The sequence below is a fragment of the Paraburkholderia yinzeri genome, assembly GCF_046581065.1.
Taxonomy (GTDB): domain Bacteria; phylum Pseudomonadota; class Gammaproteobacteria; order Burkholderiales; family Burkholderiaceae; genus Paraburkholderia.
This window is the reverse complement of the sequence record NZ_JBFOCJ010000002.1, coordinates 1,259,757-1,282,656: the sequence shown is the minus strand read 5'-3', so window position 1 is coordinate 1,282,656 and position 22,900 is coordinate 1,259,757. Positions and strand designations below refer to the sequence as shown.

17 protein-coding genes are annotated in these 22,900 nt (G+C 66.6%); 6 read left to right on the top strand and 11 right to left on the bottom strand.

What is annotated here, in order from left to right; all coding sequences use genetic code 11:
• The first annotated feature begins 68 nt into the window (after positions 1–68).
• Both WJ542_RS22730 and WJ542_RS22725 read left to right on the top strand, forming a co-directional pair.
• Positions 69–1,499, top strand: coding sequence for a DUF1254 domain-containing protein (locus WJ542_RS22730; RefSeq protein WP_411191737.1), 1,431 nt, complete (start codon positions 69–71; stop codon positions 1,497–1,499).
• A gap of 297 nt (positions 1,500–1,796) precedes the next feature.
• Positions 1,797–5,603 carry a DUF748 domain-containing protein gene (locus tag WJ542_RS22725; RefSeq protein ID WP_411191736.1) on the top strand — a complete coding sequence of 1,269 codons (3,807 nt, stop codon included), beginning with the start codon at positions 1,797–1,799 and terminating at the stop codon, positions 5,601–5,603.
• A 78-nt stretch (positions 5,604–5,681) separates the two neighbouring features.
• Here WJ542_RS22725 and WJ542_RS22720 read toward each other — a convergent pair whose 3' ends face one another.
• The 6 genes from WJ542_RS22720 to WJ542_RS22695 all read right to left on the bottom strand — a co-directional run bounded on the left by WJ542_RS22720 (position 5,682) and on the right by WJ542_RS22695 (position 12,678).
• Positions 5,682–7,157 (bottom strand): amidase, encoded by a 1,476-nt coding sequence (locus WJ542_RS22720; protein ID WP_411191735.1) that lies wholly within the window; start codon positions 7,155–7,157, stop codon positions 5,682–5,684.
• Between the two features lie 171 nt (positions 7,158–7,328).
• Positions 7,329–8,828 carry an efflux transporter outer membrane subunit gene (locus tag WJ542_RS22715; protein WP_411191734.1) on the bottom strand — a complete coding sequence of 500 codons (1,500 nt, stop codon included), beginning with the start codon at positions 8,826–8,828 and terminating at the stop codon, positions 7,329–7,331.
• A gap of 10 nt (positions 8,829–8,838) precedes the next feature.
• Positions 8,839–9,981 (bottom strand): ABC transporter permease, encoded by a 1,143-nt coding sequence (locus tag WJ542_RS22710; protein WP_411191733.1) that lies wholly within the window; start codon positions 9,979–9,981, stop codon positions 8,839–8,841.
• A 20-nt stretch (positions 9,982–10,001) separates the two neighbouring features.
• Complete coding sequence (locus WJ542_RS22705; RefSeq protein ID WP_411191732.1) at positions 10,002–11,000, bottom strand: ABC transporter ATP-binding protein; 999 nt, start codon at positions 10,998–11,000, stop codon at positions 10,002–10,004.
• A complete protein-coding gene (locus tag WJ542_RS22700) occupies positions 10,997–11,950 on the bottom strand; it encodes an HlyD family secretion protein (protein ID WP_411191731.1) in 954 nt (317 codons plus the stop codon). Before WJ542_RS22700 ends, WJ542_RS22705 begins: the two co-directional genes overlap by 4 nt.
• Positions 11,947–12,678, bottom strand: coding sequence for a TetR/AcrR family transcriptional regulator (locus WJ542_RS22695; RefSeq protein ID WP_411191730.1), 732 nt, complete (start codon positions 12,676–12,678; stop codon positions 11,947–11,949). Before WJ542_RS22695 ends, WJ542_RS22700 begins: the two co-directional genes overlap by 4 nt.
• A gap of 180 nt (positions 12,679–12,858) precedes the next feature.
• On the opposite strand from WJ542_RS22695, the gene WJ542_RS22690 reads away from it, so the two are divergent.
• Positions 12,859–13,461: a response regulator gene (locus WJ542_RS22690; RefSeq protein ID WP_411191729.1), complete on the top strand. Its 603-nt coding sequence runs from the start codon at positions 12,859–12,861 to the stop codon at positions 13,459–13,461.
• Between the two features lie 78 nt (positions 13,462–13,539).
• Here WJ542_RS22690 and acnA read toward each other — a convergent pair whose 3' ends face one another.
• The 5 genes from acnA to WJ542_RS22665 form a co-directional block, all read right to left on the bottom strand.
• On the bottom strand, positions 13,540–16,257 hold the full coding sequence (gene acnA / locus WJ542_RS22685; RefSeq protein WP_411191728.1) for an aconitate hydratase AcnA: 2,718 nt from the start codon (positions 16,255–16,257) through the stop codon (positions 13,540–13,542).
• Positions 16,258–16,324: 67 nt separating this feature from the next.
• Positions 16,325–17,788 (bottom strand): bifunctional 2-methylcitrate dehydratase/aconitate hydratase, encoded by a 1,464-nt coding sequence (locus WJ542_RS22680; RefSeq protein ID WP_411191727.1) that lies wholly within the window; start codon positions 17,786–17,788, stop codon positions 16,325–16,327.
• Between the two features lie 26 nt (positions 17,789–17,814).
• Positions 17,815–18,357 carry a hypothetical protein gene (locus WJ542_RS22675; RefSeq protein ID WP_411191726.1) on the bottom strand — a complete coding sequence of 181 codons (543 nt, stop codon included), beginning with the start codon at positions 18,355–18,357 and terminating at the stop codon, positions 17,815–17,817.
• Positions 18,358–18,521: 164 nt separating this feature from the next.
• Positions 18,522–19,538: an HpcH/HpaI aldolase/citrate lyase family protein gene (locus WJ542_RS22670; protein WP_411191725.1), complete on the bottom strand. Its 1,017-nt coding sequence runs from the start codon at positions 19,536–19,538 to the stop codon at positions 18,522–18,524.
• A gap of 103 nt (positions 19,539–19,641) precedes the next feature.
• A complete protein-coding gene (locus WJ542_RS22665) occupies positions 19,642–20,625 on the bottom strand; it encodes a malate dehydrogenase (protein ID WP_411191724.1) in 984 nt (327 codons plus the stop codon).
• A 525-nt stretch (positions 20,626–21,150) separates the two neighbouring features.
• On the opposite strand from WJ542_RS22665, the gene WJ542_RS22660 reads away from it, so the two are divergent.
• The 3 genes from WJ542_RS22660 (at position 21,151) to sdhD (ending at position 22,898) form a co-directional block, all read left to right on the top strand.
• Complete coding sequence (locus WJ542_RS22660) at positions 21,151–21,951, top strand: GntR family transcriptional regulator (protein ID WP_411191723.1); 801 nt, start codon at positions 21,151–21,153, stop codon at positions 21,949–21,951.
• A gap of 158 nt (positions 21,952–22,109) precedes the next feature.
• Complete coding sequence (sdhC, locus tag WJ542_RS22655) at positions 22,110–22,526, top strand: succinate dehydrogenase, cytochrome b556 subunit (RefSeq protein WP_411191722.1); 417 nt, start codon at positions 22,110–22,112, stop codon at positions 22,524–22,526.
• A gap of 3 nt (positions 22,527–22,529) precedes the next feature.
• Positions 22,530–22,898 carry a succinate dehydrogenase, hydrophobic membrane anchor protein gene (gene sdhD / locus WJ542_RS22650; protein ID WP_411189530.1) on the top strand — a complete coding sequence of 123 codons (369 nt, stop codon included), beginning with the start codon at positions 22,530–22,532 and terminating at the stop codon, positions 22,896–22,898.
• Positions 22,899–22,900: the final 2 nt, after the last annotated feature.

Genomic DNA, 22,900 nt, shown 5'->3' with positions numbered 1-22,900 from the left:
GGCCCGCGCAGCGCCAGGCGCGCGTTGGCGACTTCCTGGACCGCCTGCTTCGCCTACAAGATCTACAAATGACAACAAAAAGTCGAGAGTACCCTGGTTACCGCACCTGCCTGGCACTTGCGGGGCTTGCACTCATGGCCGGCTGTGCCGCCCCGCCGGGCGGTGTCGCGCCGAAAGCCGCCGGCTCCGGCTGGGTGAAGGACGAAGTATCCGACTCCTATGTGTTCGGCTACCCGCTCGTCCTCATGGACCTGTCGCGCGAAGCCGCCACCGGCAACGGGCCGGGCCAGTCCGCGCCGAACACGCTGCGTCACGCGCAGGCCCTGCCGCCCGTGGGCGCCGCGATTCCGCCCGAGCCCAACCTCGATACGCTCGGCTCGACGGGCTGGCTCGATCTTTCCAGCGAACCGGTGCTCGTGAGCCTGCCCGATACGCACGGCCGCTACATGGATGCCCGCGCGCTCGACATGTGGACGAACGTGGTCTGGTCGACGGGTTCGCAGGTGACCGATCATGCCCGTGGCCTGAAGGCGCAAACGATTGCGTTCGTGCCCGCCGGCTGGAAGGGCACGCTGCCGGCGCATGTGCAGCGCATCGACGTGCCGACGCGCAACGCCTGGTTCGTCGCGCGCATCGAGACGCGCGGCGGCAGTGCCGATCTCGCAGCGGTGCGCCGGCTGCAGCGCGGCATCCGTGTCGCGCCGCTTTCGGCATGGACCGATCGCAGCGGCCGCGGCGCCGACGCGTCGTCGTCGGGCGCGAGCCAGAGCGGCGATCCGGTCGCGCCGGGCACGCCGGCCCAGAAGGTCGCGGCGCTCGACGCCAACGGTTTCTTCGACCATCTCTCGCAGGCGCTGGAAGACAATCCGCCGGTGCCCGACGATCCGCACGCGCTCAAGATCCTCGGCGATATCGGCGTGCATCCGGGCGATGCGGTGCAATTGCCCGATGCGAAGGCCGCCGTGGCGGCCGGCTATGCCGACGGCCAGACGCGCGTTGCGACGCCGCCCTCGAACCTGCTGGCCGGCAACGGCTGGCTCTGGGTAGGCGACGAAGCCGGCAACTATGGGCCCGACTATGCGCTGCGCGCTTACACGGCCTATACGCAGACGGGCCTGCCGACTTCGTCCGACGAGGTGCGCGCCCGCGTGACGCAGGACAGCGACGGCCACGCGCTCAACGGCGCGAACCGCTACGTGATCCACTTCGCAGCGAAGCAGTTGCCGCCGGTGCGCGGCTTCTGGTCGATCACGGCCTACACGACCGACGGCGCGCTCGACGACAGCACGCCCGTGCGCGTGGCGCTCGGCGACCGCACCGGCGCGCGCCGCAACCGCGACGGTTCGCTCGACGTGCACGTCGCGGCGGACCGTCCGCGCGGCGGCACGAACTGGGTGCCTGCGCCGCACGGCGATTTCCGGCTCGTGCTGCGCCTCTATGCGCCGAAGCACGCTGCCGTGGACGGTAGCTGGCAGCCGCCGGCAGTCGAGCGGCAGTAAGGCCGCGCGGTGGGCCATGCAGTGGGTCCACCCAGTTAATCCGCGCGATCAGGCGGGGTATCGGGATTAGGGGGAGTAGGGCGCGCCTCCCCCGAGCGGTGCGCCTTACCGTTGCCTCGCTACGCCGCCCGCGGTCGAGCGGGCGGTATTGCGGCGCAGCAACGGCGCGCGGAATTGAGGCGTTTTGCCGCCGTGCCTGGCGTCATCGCGCCTATACTTTTCGCTGTCGGGAGCCTCGACCGTCTTCCAGTCCCACTATCCGCGGCAGGCCTGTCGCCGCGTCATTCGCAAGAGAGCATGGCAAGCCTCAACAAAGCGTCGCTGAATTCTTCCCTGCAGTCGGTTCGCGCCGTGGCGCGCTCACCCCGCACGCGGCACGTTCTGATCGGCGTGCTGATCTTCTTCGTCGTCTTCGGCCTCCTCGGCTTTTTCGCCGCGCCGCCGCTCATCCGGCATATCGCGGCCCAGCAGTTCAGCAAGCAGCTCGACCGGCCCGTCACGATTGGCCGCATCGCGCTCAATCCTTACACGTTGCGGCTCGAAGCCGACCGCGTCCACATTGGCGAGCGCGGCGGCAACGGCGACTTCTTCGACGTCGAGCGCCTCGTCGTGCAGCCGTCCTGGTCGTCGATCTTCCGTCTCGCGCCTATCGTCGAAGAGGTGCAGGTCGATTCGCCGCGCGTGACCATCGTGCGGCTCGACGCGCAGCGCTTCAATTTCACCGACCTGATCGAGAAATTCTCGAAGCCCTCGCAGCCCGGCAGCAAGCCGACGCCGTTTTCGGTCTCCAATATCCACCTCGAAAACGGCCGAATCACCTTCGACGACCGCCTGCTCAACGAGAAGCACGTGATCGACCGCTTCACGATCGGCATTCCGTTCATCGCGACGCTGGCTTCGAAGACCGACATCTTCGTCGAGCCGATGCTGCGCGCGCGCATCGACGGCGCCAGCACGCTCGCCGTCGACGGCAAGACCAAGCCGTTCGCGGCCTCGCGCGAGTCGGAAGTGGCGCTGAAGCTCGACGCGCTCGACGTGCCGAACCTCCTCAGCTACGCGCCGGCGAAGCTGCCCGTGGCGGTGAAGAGCGGCAAGCTTTCGACGGACCTCAAGCTCGACTTCGTGATGTCGGAAGAGAAGCCCGAGCTGCGCGTTTCCGGCACCGTCGACCTCAACGACATCAATGCCACCGACACGGCCGGCGCGCCGCTCTTCGGTGCGCGCAGCCTGCACGTGGCGGCGGCCTCGCTCGTGCCGTTCAGCAATGCGTACCACTTCGACCAGATTCGCCTCGACGCGCCCGACGTCTGGATCGCGCGGGACCACGACGGCGTGCTGAGCGTCGAGAAGCTGGCGGGCGCACAGCCGGCTGCCGGCGGCCCGAACGCCGCGAGCGGCGCGGCGGCGGCGCCTCCTTCCGCGGCTTCCGCCACCGAGGCTCGAGCGGCGGCCCGGCCCGAGCCGCTCGATCTTTCGATCCGCCAGTTCGCGATCGACGGCGGCACGGTGCACGTGCATGACGAGACGCCGTCACACCCCGTGGACATCGTGCTCAATGACGTCGGCACGACGCTCGCCAACTTTTCGACCACGGCGAAGGCGCCGGCGCAGTACACCTTCGGCACGACGATGGCCGACGGCGGCACGCTGAAGGCCGCGGGCTCGTTCGGCATGGTGACGAAGACCGCCGATTCGAAGATCCAGTTGCAAGGCCTGCCGCTCGTGCCGTTGCAGCCTTACCTCGACAACCTGACCGCCGCGCAGATCGTGGACGGCAAGCTCAGCGTCGACGCGCAGCTCACGGCCGACTGGGCGAAGTCGCCGGCCGCCGTGCAGGTCGGCGAGACGACGCTGAACCTCGACACGCTCAAGGTCGCGGCGCGCGGCGCGAAGGCCCCGGCCGTCGCGCTCGCGCAGGGCGCCGTGAAGGTGAGCCAGGTCGATCTCACGGCGCGCACGGCGCAGATCGCTTCGGTGGATCTCACGGGCCTCGCGGTCAACGCCGAGCGCCGCAAGGACGGCAGCATCGACCTCATGCAACTGGCGGGCAAGCACGAGGCCGCGCAGGAACGCACGGCGATCCACGCGGCGCAGAAGTCGGTGCAGGAAGGTCCGGCCTGGCACTACAAGATCGACGCGTTCAACGTGAACGACGGCACGATCAACTTTACGGACAGCAGCACGCCGCGGCCGGTGAAGCTCGCCATCACGCCGCTCGACCTCAAGGTGCAGCAGATCAGCGACGACCTGGGCCACGCGCTGCCCATCGAGCTGAAGGCGACGCTGAACCGCAAGGGCACGCTCGCGCTCGCCGGCGACGTGAACCCGACTCCGCTGAAGGCGACGCTCAAGATCGACGCCAACCGCCTCGACGCCGCGGCGTTCGAGCCGTACTTCGGCAACCAGTTGAACGCGGTGATCGCGAGCGCGCTGCTCAACATGAAGGGCCAGCTCGCGATGGAGCAGGGCAAGGCGCTCAAGGCCAACTACCGCGGCGACGTGGCGGTCGTGGATATGCGCATGCTCGACAAGGCTACGTCGGACCCGTTCGCGGGCTGGCGCTCGCTCGCGCTCTCGAACCTGCGGGCGAGCTACGACGAGGCGCGCGGCACCGACGTCGACGCGAGCCGCGTGACCTTTGCCGGCTTCTACGGGCGCGTGCTGCTCGACGCGCAGGGCAAGCTGAACCTGAAGGACGTGGTCGCGCAGCAAAGCGGCCAGGCGCAGTCGCTCACGCGCGATACCGGTGCGCAGGCGCGCGGCGGCCGCGAACCTGTACCGCTTTCGCCGCAGACCGCGAGCGAGGCGGCGGCAACGACGGCGGCTGCGTCCGCACCACCGGCCCCGGCAGCATCCGCGCCCGCCGCCGCGTCGGCGCCTCCCATGGTCACGGCCGCGCAGGCGCCGAAGAGCCCGGTGCGGCTGCGCTTCGGCGAGCTCGTGCTGCAGGACGGCCGCGTGAACTACACCGACAACTTCATCAAGCCGAACTACAGCGCCAACCTCGTGCAGATCCAGGGCAAGGTGGGCGCGTTTGGCACGCAGTCCACCACGCCCGCGCCGGTGGACGTTTCGGCGAGCCTTTCCGGCAACGGCCCCATCACGATCAAGGGCACGGTCAACCCGCTCATCGCAAAGCCCTCGCTCGACCTCACGGCGTCGGCGCACGATATCGAACTCACGAATCTCACGCCGTACTCGACGAAGTACGCGGGCTACCCGATCACGAAGGGCAAGCTCAACGTCGACCTGCACTATCAGCTCGCGAACGATCAGCTCTCGGCGAACAACCATATCTTCATCGACCAGCTCACGTTCGGCGATCATGTCGACAACGACACGGCGACGAAGCTGCCCGTGCGTCTCGCGATCTCGCTGCTCAAGAACCGGCGCGGCGAAATCGACGTGAACATTCCGGTGTCGGGCTCGCTCTCGAACCCCGAGTTCAGCCTGGGCGGCGTGATCTGGAAGGCGGTGCTCAACCTCATCGCGAAGGCCGTGACGGCGCCGTTCACGCTGCTCGCGAATGCGTTCGGCGGCGGTGGCGAGGAGCTGGGCTACGTGGAGTTCGCGCCGGGCCTGGCCACGCTCAGCGACGCCGACGAGAAGAAGCTCGACACCATCGCGAAGGCGCTGGACGACAAGCCCTCGATCAAGATCGACCTGATCGGCCGCGCCGATCCGGCCGTGGATACGCCCGCGCTGCGCGAACAGTACGTCGATCACCTCGTGCGCGCCGCAAAGGTGAAGGACACCGTGGGCAACGGCGAGAGCGTGGACACCTCGCAGGTGAAGGTGGACGACAAGGAGTACGACAAGTACCTCACCAAGGCCTATAAGGACGGAGACTTCAAGAAGCCGCGCAACATGATCGGCCTCACGAAGACGCTGCCCGACGCCGACATGAAGCAGGCGCTGGAAGACCACGCGCCCGTCAACGACGCCACGCTGCGCGATCTCGCGCAGCAGCGCGCGCAGGCGGTGCAGCAGTACTTCCAGGGCAAGGTCGATCCGAGCCGCGTGTTCATCGTCGCGCCGAAGCTCGACGCGAAGGGCATCGACGACAAGGGCGCCACCACGCGCGTGGATTTCGGGCTCAAGTAGCGCGTCCGATCGGAGCCGAAACGACGACGGCGCCGCAAGGCGCCGTCGTGCTTTCCACAGGGAGCGGCCGCTTGCGTCTTACACGCCCAGCGCCGGCGGCAGACGCCGCTTGACCCACTGCGTCGCCTGATCGTAGGCGTTGGCGAGTTGCAGCACGGAGAAGTCCGCGATCGGCTTGCCGATCACCTGCAGGCCCATCGGCAGGCCCTGCGCATTGAAGCCGGCCGGCACGCAGGCCACCGGCAGTCCCGCGAGACTCGCGCCGATCACCACTTCCATCCAGCGGTGATACGTATCCATCGGCTTGCCGGCGATGGACTTCGGCCAGGGCTCGCGCGCGTCGAACGGGAAGATCTGCGCGCTCGGCAACACGAGATAGTCGTAGCGCTCGAACAGGGCGAGCAGCGCGTTGTACCACTGGCTGCGCAGCACCGAGGCATTCCACACGTCCTCGCCGGAAAGACGCAGGCCGCCTTCCACTTCCCACACCGCCTCGGGCTTGAGGAGCGTGCGCCTGGCGGGGTCGCGATAGAGCGCGCCCATCGAACCCGCGCAGGAGAAATGCCGCAGCGTGATCCACGACTGCCAGAGCTGTTCCATCGGATAGTCGGGGCGCGCGGCCTCGACGCGGCAGCCGATGCCTTCGAAGTCCTTCAGCGCGGTCTCGCACAGCGAGAGCACGCCGTCTTCCATCGGCAGATAGCCGTTGTAGTCGCCCAGCCAGCCGATGCGCGTGCCGCCGAAATCGCGCGTGAGCGGCGCGGCGAACGCGGACGGGTCCTGCGCGATCGAGAGCGGCGCGCGCGGGTCGTAGCCGGCCTGCACGGAGAGCAGCATGGCGACGTCGGCGACGCTGCGGCCCATCGGGCCCGCGTAGCCCAGTTGCTGGAAGAACAATTCCGGCGCGGGCGCGGAGGGCACCCGCCCTTGCGAGGGCCGGAAGCCGAACACGTTGTTCCACCCCGCCGGGTTGCGCAGCGACCCCATCATGTCGCTGCCGTCCGCCACCGGCAGCATGCGCAGCGCGAGTGCTACCGCGCTGCCGCCGCTGCTGCCGCCCGCGCTGCGCGCGGGGTCCCAGGCGTTGAGCGTCGTGCCGAACACCGTGTTGTAGGTGTGCGAGCCGAGGCCGAATTCCGGCGTGTTGGTCTTGCCGATGAAGATGGCGCCCTGCTCGCGCATCCGCGCGGCCATCAGGTTGTCGGCCTTCGGCACTTCGTCGCGGAAGATCGGCGAGCCTTGCGTCGAGGCGATGCCCGCCGTGGGCGTGAGATCCTTCGGCGCCTGCGGAATGCCGTGCAGCCAGCCCAAGTATTCGCCGCGCGCGAGCTGGGCGTCGCGTTCATCGGCTTCGCGCAGCAGCACGTCGCGCTCGCGTAGGGAGACGATGGCGTTGGCGGGCGTGTTCACGCGCTCGATGTGATCGAGAAACGCGCTCATCACCTCGCGGCACGACACTTTGCGAATGCGGATCCACTGGGACAGTTCGAGCGCATCGGCCATCACGATGTCGTGAGGCGACGGCAGGGCTTGAGAGGGTGATGCCTGGTTCATACGTTGTTGGCTCTCGTGCGAGGGGGGACGGATGCAACAGCGGGCCCCTCGATTGTCGCGCAGCCTTGCAAGGGGCGAAAGGAAACGAATGGTTGTCTCAATATACGTCCGGTTGCCACTGTGGGCCACGCCTGCGGCGCGGGCTTCGCGTATCGAATGCTTTCGGTGGGCTTACCGCGCCGTCTGTGCCGGCAGTGCGGCGCCGCCCAGTGCCTGATAAAGCGCGGCCGTATCGGCGAGCCGGTCCGCCTGCGCACGCGTGCGGTCGAGCGCGGTTTGCAGCGTTTGCCGCTGCGTGTCGATCAGGCTGAATTCGCTCACGCCGCCCGCTGCGTAGCGCGCGAGCGCCACGGTCGCGCTTGCCTGCGCTTCGCGGTCGGCGGTATCGCGCGATTGCAGTGCCTGAGCATCGTTTTCGAGCGCGCGCAGCGTATCGGCTACCTGTTGCAGCGCCTGCAGCACGGTCTGCCGATAGTCGGCGAACGCGGCGTCCCAGGCGGCCTCCGAAGCCCGCTTCTTCGCACGCAATTCGCCGCCGTGGAAGATCGGCTGCGCGAGACCAAGACCGAAATTCCAGATGTTCAGCCCATTCACCACGTCGTCAATGTTCGTGCGCTCCGACCCGATGCCGGCCGAGAGCGTGATCTGCGGATAGAGGTCCGCCGTCGCCACGCCGACGTTCGCGCTCGCCTGATGCAGCAGGGCCTCGGCCGCGCGAATGTCGGGCCGCGCGCGGGCGAGCGCGGAGGGCAGCGTGAGCGTAACGGTGTCGGGCAGATGCAGCGCATCGAGCGTGAGCGCGTCGAGTTGCGCGTCGAACTGTGTGCTGGAGGGCGCCACGCCCAGCAGGGTGGCAAGCTGATGATCCGTTTGCGCAAGCTGCGTTTCGAGCGGCGGCAGCGTCGCGCGCGTCTGCGCGAGGAGTGTGCGCTGGCTGCGTACGTCGATTTCGGCCACGCCGCCGGCCGCGAGACGCGCCTCCATGATGGCGAGCTGGTGCGACTGCGTGTCGATCAGTTGCTGCGTGATCTCGATCTGCCGGCGCAGCGAGGCGTGCCGCACGGCGGACGACACCACATTGCCCGCCACCGTGAGTCGCGCGGCCGCCAGTTCGTAGGCCTGATAGTCCACCTGCGCGAGCGTGGCTTCGAGCGCGTGGCGGTTCGCGCCGAACAGGTCGAAGACGTACGAGACGCTGATCGACGCGTCGTACAGCGTGAACGGCCCCGGGGTCGGCACGCCCGTGATGCCGAACGAGGCGAGGTCGATCTTCTCGCGGGTGGCCGAGAGACTCGCATCGACCTGGGGAAAGAGCGTCGCCCCTGCCTGCGCGTTGTAGTTCTCGCGCGCCTCGACGAGTTTCGCGCGCGCGGAGTCGAGCGTGGGGCTGGCGGCGAGCGCGGCGTCGACGAGCTGATCGAGTGCGGGGCTGCCGAACTGCGTCCACCATGCGTTCGGCACGTTCTCTGCGGCGACGAAGGTTTGCACGCCGCCTGCGGCGCTCACACTGTTCGCCTCGCTCGCGCCGACCGTGGCCGCGGGCGTGCCTTCGTGCGTCCAGGACGTGGAGGCAGGCGGGCTGGGCGCGTGAAAGTCGGGGCCGAGCGTGCAGCCCGCGAGCACGAGCGTGCAAGCGATGGCGGAAAGCGCATGAGGCTTGTTGGTCGTCATGGCGAGCCCCCTAGTCGAGCGTGCGCCGGTAAAAGCGCACCGCGACGCCCATCACGATGACGGCGAATACGCCGAGCGGCCAGATCGAGGGCCACAGGTCGACCCAGCCATTGCCCTTGAGCAGAATGCCGCGCACGAGGCGGTTGAAATAGGTGAGCGGCAGCAGGTTGCCGACGAACTGCGCCCAGCGCGGCATGCCGCCGAACGGGAACATGAAGCCCGAGAGCAGGAGGCTGGGCAGGAAGTAGAACACGGTGAGCTGCATGGCCTGCAACTGGTTTTGCGCGAGCGACGAAAGCGTGATGCCGACCGTGAGATTCGCCGCGATGAAGAGCAGCGCCGAGAGATAGAGCGCGATCAGGCTGCCCGCGAACGGCACGTGGAACACGAAGCGCGCGGCCAGCACGATGATGGTCGCCTGGATCAGGCCGATCGCGATGTAAGGCACGATCTTGCCGGTCATCACCTCGACAGGGAGCACGGGCGTGGCGAGCAGGTTCTCCATCGTGCCGCGCTCGCGTTCGCGTGTGATGGCGAGGCCCGTCATCATGACCATCGTCATCGTGAGGATCACGCCCATGAGGCCCGGCACGACGTTGTACTGCGTAATGCCTTCGGGGTTGTAGAGCCGGTGGACCTGCACGTCGAACGCGGCGGGCGCGCCGTTCAGGCGCGCGAGCGGCCCGGTGAGATCTTTCGCGGCGACGGGATCGACGAGCCCCGGTAGCGCGGCGAGCGCGCTGGCGATGGCGGTGGGGTCGGTGGCGTCGGCTTCCAGCAGCAACGACGGTTTTTCGCCGCGCAGGACCCGCCGCGAGAAGTCCACCGGAATGCTCAGCACGAACTGCACCGTGCCGCGCGCCAGCGCGTGACGCGCGGCGGCTTCGTCGGGCAGCGTCTCCACGACGTCGAAATAGGCAGAGTTCTTCATGCCCGCCACGAAGCTGCGCGAAAAAACGCTGTCTTCGCCGATCACGATGGCGGTGGGCAGATGTTTCGGGTCAGTGTTGATCGCGTAGCCGAACAGCGTGAGCTGGACGATAGGCAGGCCCACGATCATCGCAAACGTGATGCGATCGCGCCGCAGTTGCAGGAATTCCTTGAGCACGATGCTCCACCAGCGCGACAGCGAGAATCCGAAAAGCCGCTTCAAAGGACGCTTCAAAGGCCGCTTCACGTCAAGGCCCCGTAATTGTCTTTCACGGCGCCCATCAGGTAGATAAAGACGTCCTCGAGGCTCGTTTCGATGCGCTCGGCGCGTAGCGGCCGGCCGGCGATCGCCTGCTCGATGGCGGCGGCCAGCGTCGCGTGATCGCGTCCGCTCGCGTGCAGGACAGACCCGAACACGACGGTCTGGTCGACGCCCGGCGTCTCGCGCAGCTGGGCGGACAGCGCGGAAAGCTGCTCGCCGTGGATGGCCCAGGTGTCGAGATCCTGCGAGGCGATCACTTCGGCGGCGGTGCCCTGCGCGAGCAGCTTGCCGTAGGCGATATAGGCCAGCTTGTGGCAGCGCTCCGCTTCGTCCATGTAGTGCGTGCTGACGAGCACCGAGATGCCGCGCGCCGCGAGGCGATGCAACTCCTCCCAGAATTCGCGGCGTGCGTTGGGGTCGACGCCGGCCGTGGGCTCGTCGAGCAGCAGCAGTTGCGGTTCGTGCAGCATGCAGGCGGCCAGCGCCAGGCGCTGCTTCCAGCCGCCGGAGAGCGCGCCCGTGAGCTGGCTCGCGCGGCTGGCGAGGCCGAGCGATTCGAGCGCACGGTCCACGGCATCGCGCCGGTTCGGCATCTGGTAGATGCGCGCGACGAAGTCGAGGTTCTCGCGGATCGTGAGGTCTTCCCAGTACGAGAACCGTTGCGTCATGTAGCCGACGCGCCGCTTGATTTGCTCGCTCTCGCGCACGATGTCGTAGCCGAGGCAGGTGCCCGAGCCCGAATCGGGCGTGAGGAGCCCGCACATGAGGCGGATCGAGGTGGTCTTGCCGCTGCCGTTCGGGCCGAGGAAGCCGAAGATCTCGCCGCGCGCCACGCGCAGCGAGACGTCGTTGACCACGTGCTTGCTGCCGAAGTGCTTGTTGAGCTGGCGGACGTCGATGGCGTACTCGGCGGGCTGCGGCGCGGCTTCGCCGGGGCGGCTGTCGTGTCCGCTGTCGTATGCGTCCTCGTGCCCGATCATGGGAGCCGCACCTCCACGGGCTGGCCCGGATGGAGCTTCACGGAATCGTTGGGCGAGGCATGCGCCTCGATCATGAAGACGAGCTTTTCGCGATTCTCGTTGCTGTAGATGACGGGCGGCGTGTATTCGGCGGCGTTCGAGACCCAGGTGATGGCCGCGGGGATGTCGGCCGCGCAGCCGTCGCAGCGAATCTCGATGCGGCGGCCGGGCGCGAGCGAGCCGACCACGGCTTCCGGCACGAAGAAGCGCACTTTCACGTTCTGCGGTGGCAGCATCTGTACGACCGGGCTGCCGGCCTGCACCCATTCGCCCACGCGATAGAGCGTGTCGTAGACGAGCCCCGCCCGCGGCGCGGCCACGCGTTTCTGGTCGAGCTTCCATTGCGCCTGCGCGAGCGCGGCCTGCGCCGCCTCGATCTGGGCGGCTTGGGCCGCGATCTGCGCCGAGCGGCCCGGCAGGTTCGCCACCGTCACCTGATTGCGCAGTTCGCGGACCTGCGCGGCGGTGGAGGCGGCGTCGGCGCGCGAGTCGTCGAGCTGGGCGCGGGGAATGCCGCCCGCGCGGAACTGCGCCTCGTCGCGCGCGAGCTGCAGCGCCGCCTTCTGCGCATTGGCGACGGCTTCGGCGAGCTGGGCCTCGGTCACGCGCACCTCGGGCGGCCGCTTGCCCGTCTGCAGGTCGGCGAACTGTGCGCGCGCGGCGGCGAGCTGATGGCGCGCCTCGTCTAGCGCGGCGGTTTCGTCAGCGGCTTCGAGCGCGAAGACCGGCGCCGCCGTGTCGACCTGCTGACCGCGCTGCACGTCGAGTTCGGTCAGCGTGCCCGATTGCGAAGACGAGAGATAGACGTATTCGCCTTCCACGTAGCCTTGCCAGACCGGCGTTTCGTGTCGCGAGCAGCCCGCGAGCGCGGCTGCGGCGCAGAGGGCGACGCAGAGTGGCAGACGGCTCATCGGGCGCTCCCCGGCTGGCATGCCTTCGTTTGGCGGGCCGGCGCCTGCAACGCGGCCGAGACGAGCGCGGTGACGTGCCGCTGGAGGGCGTCGCGTTCGATCTTCGGCAGGCCGCGCGTGGTCTGCCAGGTTTTCGCCGTGGCGAGCGGCAGCATGACGAGCGCAATGATCGACACGAAGAGCAGCGGCGCTTCCAGCGCCGGATTGACGACGCCGTTGCGCTGCGCCTCGCCCATCTGCTGCGCGAACTGCTGCAGCCGGCCGACGGGCACGCACGCGAGCACGCGCTCGCGCAGCAGGCCGCCTTCGTTGACGATTTCGCGCAGCCACAGCGCCGGCAGCCACGGCAGGCGCCCGGTCACGTCGAAGAGCCGCGCGACGAGCGCGAGGGCCAGCGCGTGCGCATCCTCCTCGCCGCCGTCTGCCACGCCCGACCAGACGAATTCGATTGCGCGGGCGATGCGCTCTTCCACGACCGCATCGAGCAGCTTTTCGCGGTTGGTGAAGTAGTAATGGACCATGGCGGAGGTGACGCCTGCCGCGGCAGCGATCTGGGCCATGGTCGTGGCGGCGATGCCCTGGTCGGCGAAGAGCTGCGTGGCACAGGCGAGGAGGCGCTCGCGCACGTCGGGGTCCGCGCTGGCACGACGTCGGCCGCGCGGCCGGGGCGGATCGCCCTCGGGCTGCGAGGCGTGCGGCGTGACAGGGGCGGCGGCGCGCTGGCTCATCGTTCCAGTCTAATTCACGCGTTAGTTAAGTTCAAAGCCGGAGTGCGGCACCGGCGGTTTTTTATATTTTCGCGTCCTCCTTTCAGACATCTCCTATACAAAAGTGCCGATGCGTCGTTCAGGCTGTGAGCTTTAGCCCTAGGCTTTTGAGCTCATATTGCCAAAAAAATGGACCAAACAATGAAGCGCATCGTGGCTATCGACGACCATCCCATCGTGCTCAAGATGCTTGCCAACGTGCTGCACACCGAATACGAACTGGCGGGCGAGAGCAGCGACGGCGAAGAAGGGCTGCGGATGGTGCAGTCGCTGCAGCCGGACCTCGTGATTCTCGATCTGGAGTTGCCGAAGCTCGACGGTCTTTCCGTCATTCGCGCCGTTCACGCGAAGCAGCCGGCCACGCGCATTCTCGTGCTCTCGGCGAAGCCGGAGCAGGTGATGGCGAACCACACGCGCATTGCGGGGGCGAACGGCTATGTGAGCAAGAGCCGCGGCGTGGAGGATTTGTGCGCCGTGGTGAAGGCGGTGCTGCTGGGCTACGACTGCTTCCCGGCCGGCAGTTGCGGCGGCGGGCGCGACGTCGCGCTCAACGGGCTTTCGCCGCGCGAAGTGGAAGTGCTGCAATATCTCGCGCGCGGCATGAGCAACAAGGGCATTGCGGCGCGCCTTGGGCTGTCGGACAAAACCGTCAGCACCTACAAGACCCGCGTGCTCGACAAGCTCGGCGTGTCCTCGCTCGCGGCGCTGATCGAGTTCGCCACGCTCAACAAGCTTCTCGAATGAAAAAAAAGCCCGACTTTCGTCGGGCTTCCAAGTGTGACTGCATCCGTTGCCGGATGCAGCACCTGCAAAGCTTTCTGCTTACGCCGCCAGCAGCGAGCGCAGCACGAACGGCAGAATACCGCCGTGCTTGTAGTAGTCCACTTCGATCGGCGTGTCGATACGCAGCAGCACCTGGACGCGCTGCGACTTGCCGTCCTTGTGGTGGATCACGAGCGTCAGGTCCTGTTGCGGCTTGAAGTCGTCCGTCAGACCCTCGACGTCGAACGTTTCTTCGCCGGTCAGACCGAGCGAGGCTACGCTGTCCGAACCCTTGAATTGCAGCGGCAGCACGCCCATGCCGACGAGGTTCGAGCGGTGGATACGCTCGAAGCTGCGTGCGACCACGGCCTTCACGCCCAGCAGTTGCGTGCCCTTGGCTGCCCAGTCGCGCGACGAACCCGTGCCGTACTCTTCGCCGGCGAACACCATGGTCGGCGTGTCGGCGTCGATGTACTTCATGGCGGCGTCGTAAATCGACATCTGTTCGCCGCTCGGCTGGTGGATCGTCAGGCCGCCTTCCACGCGCGTGCCGTCGGCCTTCGCCGGGATCATCAGGTTCTTGATGCGCACGTTCGCGAACGTACCGCGCATCATGACGTCGTGGTTGCCGCGGCGCGAGCCGTAGCTGTTGAAGTCGGCCTTCTGCACGCCGTTCGCTTTCAGCCACTTGCCTGCCGGCGAGTCTTCCTTGATCGAGCCTGCCGGGCTGATGTGGTCGGTCGTCACCGAATCGCCGAAGATGCCGAGTGCGCGCGCGCCCTTGACCGGAGCGATCGACGAAGCCGGCTTCATCGAGAAGTCGTCGCCGAAGAACGGCGGCTCGGCGATGTAGGTCGACTTCGGCCAGTCGTAGACCTGGCCTTCTTCGCCTTCGATCTTGCTCCACAGGTCGCCCTTCTTCGTGAGCTGGCTGTAGTTCTTCTGGAACGCGTCGGCGTCGAGCGCGAACTTGAGCAGCGCGTTGACTTCGTCGCTCGTCGGCCAGATGTCGCCGAGGTAGATGTCCTTGCCGCCCTTGCCCTTGCCCACCGGCTCGGTCATCAGGTCGCGCGTGATGTTGCCCGCGATCGCGTAGGCCACGACGAGCGGCGGCGAAGCGAGGAAGTTCGCGCGGATGTTCGGGTGAATACGCGCTTCGAAGTTACGGTTGCCCGACAGCACGGCGGCCGCCACGACGTCGTTCTTCGTGATCGTATCGTTCAGTTCCGGCGTGAGGTCGCCGGCGTTGCCGATACAGGTCGTGCAGCCGTAGGCCGCCAGTTCGAAGCCGAGCTTCGAGAGGTACGGCAGGAGGCCCGTCTTCGTCAGGTATTCCGTGACGATGCGCGACCCCGGGGCGAGCGAGGTCTTGATGTGCGGCGCGACCGTGAGGCCCGCTTCCACCGCCTTCTTCGCCAGCAGGCCGGCAGCGAGCAGCACGCTCGGGTTCGACGTGTTCGTGCACGACGTGATCGCGGCGATCAGCACGTCGCCGTTGTGCAGCTTGACGCCGTCGGTCGTCGTGTACTCGGCCGCGAGATCGTCCGCCTTCTTGGCGAAGCCGTTTTCGGCGACCGGCTTCGAGAACAGGTCGGTGAAGGTCGACTTCACGTGGCCGATCTCGATACGGTCTTGCGGGCGCTTCGGACCGGCCAGCGACGGCGTGACGGTGGCGAGGTCGAGCGTGAGCGTCTTCGTGTAGTCGATCTGGCCGGCCTTCGGAATGCCGAACAGCTCTTGCGCCTTGAAGTAGTTCTCGAACGCTTCGATTTCGGCCTTCGTGCGGCCCGTGCCCTTGAAGTAGTCGATCGTCTTTTCGTCGACCGGGAAAAAGCCCATGGTCGCGCCGTATTCCGGCGCCATGTTGCCGATCGTCGCGCGGTCCGGCAGCGAGAGCGAGGCCGTGCCTTCGCCGAAGAATTCGACGAACTTGCCGACCACCTTCTCCTTGCGGAGCATTTCGGTGATGGTCAGCACGAGGTCGGTGGCCGTGCAGCCTTCGCGCAGCTTGCCCTTCAGTTCGACGCCGACCACATCCGGCGTGAGGAAGTACACCGGCTGGCCGAGCATGCCGGCTTCGGCTTCGATGCCGCCCACGCCCCAGCCCACCACGCCGATGCCGTTGATCATCGTGGTGTGCGAGTCGGTGCCGACGAGCGTGTCGGGGTAGTAGACCGTGTCGGCGCCTTCGGCCTTCTTGTGCACGCCGCGCGCGAGGTATTCCAGGTTGACCTGGTGGACGATGCCGATGCCCGGCGGCACGACCTTGAACGTGTCGAACGCCTGCATGCCCCACTTCATGAACTGGTAGCGCTCGTTGTTGCGCTGGAATTCCAGCTTCATGTTCAGGTCGAGCGCGTCCTTCTGGCGGAAGTAGTCGATCTGGACCGAGTGGTCGACGACGAGATCCACCGGCACGAGCGGCTCGATGACCTTCGGGTCCTTGCCGACCTGCTTCGCGACGCCGCGCATCGCGGCGATGTCGGCGAGGAGCGGCACGCCCGTGAAGTCCTGCAGCACGACGCGCGAGACGACGAACGGGATTTCGTCGACGCGCGAGGCGTTCGGCTTCCAGTTCGCGAGCTGCTCGATGTGCTCTTCCGCGATCTTCTTGCCGTCGTAGTTACGCAGCACGGACTCGAGCACGATACGGATCGAGACCGGCAGGCGGTTGATCTTCACACCGAGCTGCTTGCCGAGTTGCGGCAGCGAGTAGAACTTGCCTTTGCCGGAACCGCTGTCGAATTCCTTTAGCGTTTTGTGGAGATTGTGGGCCATGGTGTTTTCCTTCGTTTAATCGCGGAAATAACGCTTAAGACACGTTTGCTGCTGTTTACCTTACTTCTCAGATCACATACAGATCGACGTACTCGTTGACGGGCATGGCGTCGAGCCGCGCCGCATCCAGCGAGACATCGAGAATCGCCTGCTGCTGCTTCGTGGGGAAGCGGCGCGCGAGGTTGGTGCGAAACTTCTTGACCAGCAGCGGAATGCCTTCTGCGCGGCGCCGCTGGTGGCCGACCGGGTATTCCACCACGACTTCGGCCAGCGTCGTGCCGTCGTTCAGCTCGACGGTCAGCGCATTCGCGATCGAGCGCTTGCCCGGGTCGTGGTAATCCTTCGTGAACTGCGGGTCTTCGACGCAGACCATCTTCGCGCGCAGCGCGTCGATGCGCGGATCGCCCGCCACGTCGTCCTCGTAGTCGGCGGCCGTGAGGCGCCCGAAGAGGAGCGGCACGGCGACCATGTACTGGATGCAGTGGTCGCGGTCGGCCGGGTTCGCGAGCGGCCCGGTCTTGTCGATGATGCGGATCGCCGCTTCGTGCGTGCGGATCGTGATCCGCTTGATGTCCTCCGCCGTTCTGCCCGTTTGCGCGAGCGTGCCGTGCAGCGTCATCGCGGCTTCGGCCGCGGTCTGCGCGTGGAATTCGGCGGGGAACGAAATCTTGAACAGCACGTTTTCCATCACGTACGTGCCATAGGGGCGCGGGAAGCGGAACGGCTGTCCCTTGAACGAGACGTCGTAAAAGCCCCAGGTCTTCGCCGTGAGCGCCGAGGGGTAGCCCATCTCCCCCGTCTTCGCCATCAACGCGAGGCGCACGGCGCGCGAGGTGGCGTCGCCGGCGGCCCACGACTTGCGCGAGCCGGTGTTGGGCGCGTGGCGATAGGTGCGCAGCGCCTGGCCGTCCACCATCGCGAGCGAGACGGCGTTGATCAGTTCGTCGCGCGTGAGCCCGAGCATCTGCCCGACCACCGCGGTCGAGGCGAGCTTCACGAGCAGCACGTGGTCGAGACCGACCTTGTTGAACGAATTCTCGAGCGCGATGCAGCCCTGGATCTCGTGGGCTTTCACCATGCCGGCAAGCACATCCCGCATGGCGAGCGGCGGCTTGCCGTGGGCGACGGCCGTGCGCGAGAGCCAGTCGGCCGTGGCGAGGATGCCGCCGAGATTGTCCGACGGGTGGCCCCATTCGGCAGCGAGCCACGTGTCGTTGAAGTCGAGCCAGCGGATCATCGCGCCGATGTTGAACGCGGCCTGAACCGGGTCGAGCTGGAATGAGGTGCCGGGCACCTTCGCGCCGTGCGGGACGACCGTGCCCGGCACGATCGGTCCCAGCAGTTTGGTGCAGGCGGGGTAGGAGAGCGCCTCGAGCCCGCAGCCCAGCGTGTCGATCAGACAAAGACGCGCCGTCGAGAGCGCGAGCGCGCTGTCGACACCGTCTATGGCAAACCCGTTCAGGACATAGTCGACGATATCGACCAGTACCTGATCCGGCCGTGGCCGGACATGGGCGATCGGAGCGGGCATCGAGGCTTCCCGTGCGCCTTGGGCGCTTACTGGCCCGTCGCGCCGCTGGCAGCCGCCGGAGCGCGGGTCGCCGGGTTCAGCGCGTTGGCCTGGGTCGGCGCCAGCGCGCCTTGCTGCATCGCAACAGTCTTGCACTCGTCCGCCAGACGCGAGCTGTCCTTGTCCGAGAACAGCATCGCCTTGGTCGGGATCACGACGAGGTCGAGGCCCGTGGCGGCGTCGTGGAAGCGGTCGGCGCCGGTCGTGGTGTCCTGGCGCGGCAGGTTGTAGTTCTTGTTCGCCCAGTGAACGGTAACGATCTGGTCACGCGCCATGTCACCCTTCAGGTCGAACGCCATGCCTTCCGCGCAGCTCCAGTGCTCTGAGCCTTCCGGGATCGGATCGACCTTGGCTTCCTTGGCCGGGTTGGCCTTGCGCTTGATGATGCGGTGCTTCGGGGCCGGCTTTTTCGGCGTCGTGGTGGCCGTTTTGGCCGTGGTCGACGATGCCTGGGCGGCGGCGTCGTTCGCAGCCAGCAACATCGACGAGGACAGTGCGCCAACAACGGCGGCGATCAGCAATTTCTTCATGGAGTCAGACCTTTATCTCTCAAACTCGGTTGATCAGTGCGCGGCCGCGCGATGCGGCCACAAGCTAGCACTGCGCACGCCCCGAGAGCGCGCAGCGGACGCTATTTTCACCTATTTGTCGGCATGAACTTCAATTTCTGCGGCGCATTGTGATTTACCTCGCCTCACGGCGCGTCCTCCCGCGCGAACTCGCCCGGCGCAAACAGCGGTGCCGCCTCGGGTGGCACGGCGCGGCCCGTGGCGCGCGCGCGGCGCAGCACGGACCAGTAGTAGCGGTAGCTCGCGCGGTCGTGCAGCGTGTCGCCGTGGCGCGTCGGGCCCCACTGCGCGCTTTGTGCCGCGAGCAGAATCTCCGTGGCCAGCGCGATTTCCGCGTCGCGCGGCGCGAACGCGGCCACGATGGCGGGAATCTGCGCGGGATGGATGCTCCACATGCGGGTGTAGCCGAACTCGTTGCGCGCGCGGGTCGCGTCGTTCGCGACCACGTCCATGTCGCGCACCTCGGTACTGACGTTGTGCGAGGGGACCTTGCCGAACGCGTGGCAGGCCGCGGCGATCTCCAGCTTCGCGCGGCGCACGAGCGGGTGATCGAACTGGCCGGGCGAGCGCATGGCCGAATCGGGAATCGCGCCGTCGTGCGCGGAGACGAAGTCCATCAGGCCGAAGCTCAGTGCCTCGACGCCGCGCAGCGCCGCGAGGTCGAACACGCGCGCGAGCGCGCCGTGCGTTTCGACGAGCAGTTGGGCGGGGATCGGCTTGTCGATGCCCATTTCCACGCGTGTCGCCTCGATGAAGGCGACCATTTCGGCGGCGTCGCCCACCGCGCGGATCTTCGGCAGCGTGATGAACGCCGGCGCGCGCTTCGCGGCGCGCAGGATCAGGCGCACGTCGTCGCGCCAGTGCGGATGATGGAAGTCGTGGATGCGTACGCCGACGCGCCCGAAGCGGTCGTGCTCGCTGCCTAGCAGCGACGCCACGAATTCGGCGTGCTCGCCTTCGCGGCCCACCTGGGCGCCGTCTTCGCAATCGAGCGTGATATCGAAGAGGGGCCCGAGCTGCTGCTGCAGCGCGAGCGACTTCAACATCAGCTTCTCGCTGCCGGCGTAGTGATCGCACGCGGGCAGGAGGGGGGGCGGTGCTTCGCCTTCAAACAGCACTTCTGCGGGAGTGATGGCGCGCATTATCGGCGTCGGAAGTCGAGTTCTGGACGTGAAAAAACCGGGAACCCGCTACGGCAATACGCGTAAGCCGCGTAAGCGGAGTCCCGGTTTGCCTGCCCCGGACTTACTTGAGCAGGTGAGCGACGCCGTCGCGCTCTTCGAGCAGTTCGTTCAGCGTGCCGTCCATCTTCTCGCGCGAGAACGCGTCGATTTCGAGGCCTTCCACGCGCTTGTACTCGCCGTTTTCGCAGGTCACCGGCACGCCGTAGATGATGTCTTCGGGAATGCCGTACGAGCCGTCCGACGGAATGCCCATCGTGACCCACTTGCCGTTCGTGCCGAGCACCCAGTCACGGACGTGGTCGATGGCCGCGTTGGCGGCCGATGCTGCCGACGAGAGGCCGCGCGCTTCGATGATCGCCGCGCCGCGCTTGCCGACGGTCGGGATGAAGGTGTTGCGGTTCCATTCGTCGTCGTTGATCAGCTTGGTCAGCGACTGGCCTTCCGCCGTGGCGACGCGGAAGTCCGGATACATCGTGGGCGAGTGGTTGCCCCACACGGCGAGCTTCTCGATCGAAGCGACCGGCTTGCCCGACCTGGCGGCCAGTTGCGAAAGCGCGCGGTTGTGGTCCAGACGCAGCATGGCCGTGAAGTTTTTCTTCGGCAGATCCGGCGCCGACTTCATGGCGATGTAGGCGTTCGTGTTGGCCGGGTTGCCGACCACGAGCACCTTCACGTCGCGGCTGGCGACGTCGTTCAGCGCCTTGCCCTGAACCGTGAAGATTTCGGCGTTGGCCGAGAGCAGATCCTTGCGCTCCATACCCTTCGAGCGCGGACGTGCGCCCACCAGCAGGGCGACATCGGCGTCCTTGAACGCGACCTTCGGGTCGTCCGTGATGACCACGCCTGCGAGCAGCGGGAAGGCGCAGTCGTCCAGTTCCATCACGACGCCGTTGACGGCGGCTTGCGCTTGCGGCAGGTCCAGCAGTTGCAGGATGACGGGCTGATCCTTGCCGAGCAGGTCGCCGTTCGCGATGCGGAACAGCAGGGAGTAAGCGATCTGACCTGCGGCGCCGGTGACGGCAACGCGCTTTGCGGGCTTAGCCATTGAAAATCTCCAGGAAGGTGCGTTAGACGCCAAGGTAAAACGCCATTCTATATGCGCGTTACGCGAAGCGTTCGTGAAACAGGCTGGCGTTTTGCCGGGCATGCGTCCGGCTGGCTGTCGCCGCCGGTTTTGCGTGCCGCGGCAGGGCGGCCGGACCGGTAACCTGTGCGACAAAAGCCAGGGGAAACGGGATGCCTGCGGCTCGCCGCATCAGGTGTGCCGACTCCTGCAACGGCTCGCTTTGGCTGGTCCACGAGGGCGTGGCGCGAGGGGCGCCGACGGGGCGGATCGAAACCTCTACTGCGGTGAGGGAACAGCATGATGCGAAGGTGCCTTGCGGCGCGGCGCGCCACGAGGTGGCTGCTGCCGGCGGCTTCTCGCCCGTGAGGCGGGCCTGCCCGCAAACCCTTGCTCGATCGGCAGTGTAGGAGTCGGAAGGGTCAAAGTCAACCGTATCTTATGTCTTATATAAGACATATCTATTACAGGGGAAAGGCTGGACGCCGGGGCGGGCTTTGTGTTGAAATGCGCGCCATGAGTACGAACCCGGTCAGTCACGCCAATTCACCCGCTCCGGAGAGCGGTGCGAGTGCGTCTGCACCGGCAGCCTCCCCCACTTTCAGCCCCCTCTACCAGCAGATCAAGGGGCTCATCACGCAGAGCCTCGAGACCGGCGAATGGAAGCCCGGCGAGATCATCCCCAGCGAAGTCGAACTGGCCGCCCGCTATAAGGTGAGCCAGGGAACCGTGCGCAAGGCGATCGACGAACTCGCTGCCGAAAACCTGCTCGTGCGCCGCCAGGGCAAGGGTACGTTCGTTGCGACGCACAATGAGGAGCGAGCCCAGTTTCGCTTCCTTAGATTGCTGGCAGATGACGGTGCCGAACATCCGCACGTCAGCAGGCTGCTCGAATGCCGGCGCCTGCGTGCTTCGGCGGAGATCGCGCGGCAACTGGACCTGAAGCCGGCGGACCCCGTCGTGCTGATCCGGCGTCTCTTGCAGTTCGATGGCGAGAACACCGTGCTCGACGAAATCTGGCTGCCTGGCGCCGTGTTTCGCGGCCTCACGGCGGAGCGTCTTGCCGAGTACAAGGGGCCGCTCTACGCCATGTTCGAGGCCGAGTTCGGCACCCGCATGATTCGCGCGACGGAGAAGATCCGCGCGGTGGCGGCAGAGCCCGCCGTGGCCGACGTGCTCCATGTTCCCGCCGGCTTTCCATTGCTTTCGGTCGATCGCGTGTCCTATACCTATGGAGACCGGCCGGTCGAGGTGCGCCGTGGATGGTATGTCACAACCGGGTATTACTATCAGAACGATTTGAGTTGAAGGGCGCGCGCGTCGGCTGTTCCAGCGACGCGCGGCACGTCCCCACGCGCCTTCATTGCGCGCGCATCCAGTGGTCCGCGGGCGCGGATTTCGCTGCAGCGCGATATAAAAAGGCGCTAAAATCGCATATTAGTGTTATTACATAGTAGGGGTCTAGCATGGCAGAAGCCGCAAAAAAACCGAGGCCGGAATACCGGAACATCGGGCTTGGGCAGATCTTGTTCGCCTACCGCCTGCCGCTGGCAGGGCGCGTATCGATCGGCCACCGCGTGAGCGGGGCCTTGTTGTTCGTCTTCCTGCCCTTCCTGTTGTACCTGTTCGACCAGAGCCTCACCTCCGAACTGAGCTTCCAGGTCTTCCAGGCTTTCCTCTCCAACCTCATCGTCAAGCTCGTCGTGCTGGTGCTCGGCTGGGCCTTCCTGTTCCACTTCTGCGCCGGCGTGCGGCACCTGTTCATGGACTTCAGCCATGATCTGGCCAGCAAGCAGAAAGCGAAGTCGACTTCCCTCGTCGTCGTGATCGTCTCCTCGGTCCTCACGATCGCCTTCGCGGCGAAACTCTTCGGAGCCTTCTGAAACATGTCTGCCAACAACGGAATCGGTCCGAAGCGCCTCGTCGTCGGCGCTCACTACGGCCTGCGCGACTGGATCGCCCAGCGCGCCACCGCCGTCATCATGGCCCTCTACACCGTCGTGCTGCTCGCGCTCTTCTTCGGCGCGCACGACTTTTCGTACGACGGCTGGGCCTCGATCTTCTCCGCACAGTGGATGAAGCTCGCCACCTTCGTCACGCTGCTCGCGCTGTTCTATCACGCCTGGGTGGGCGTGCGCGACATCTGGATGGACTACATCAAGCCGGTCGGCCTGCGCATCGTGCTGGACGTGCTGACGATCGCCTGGCTGCTGGGCAGCCTCGGCTACGCCGCTCAGATTCTCTGGAGAGTGTAAAA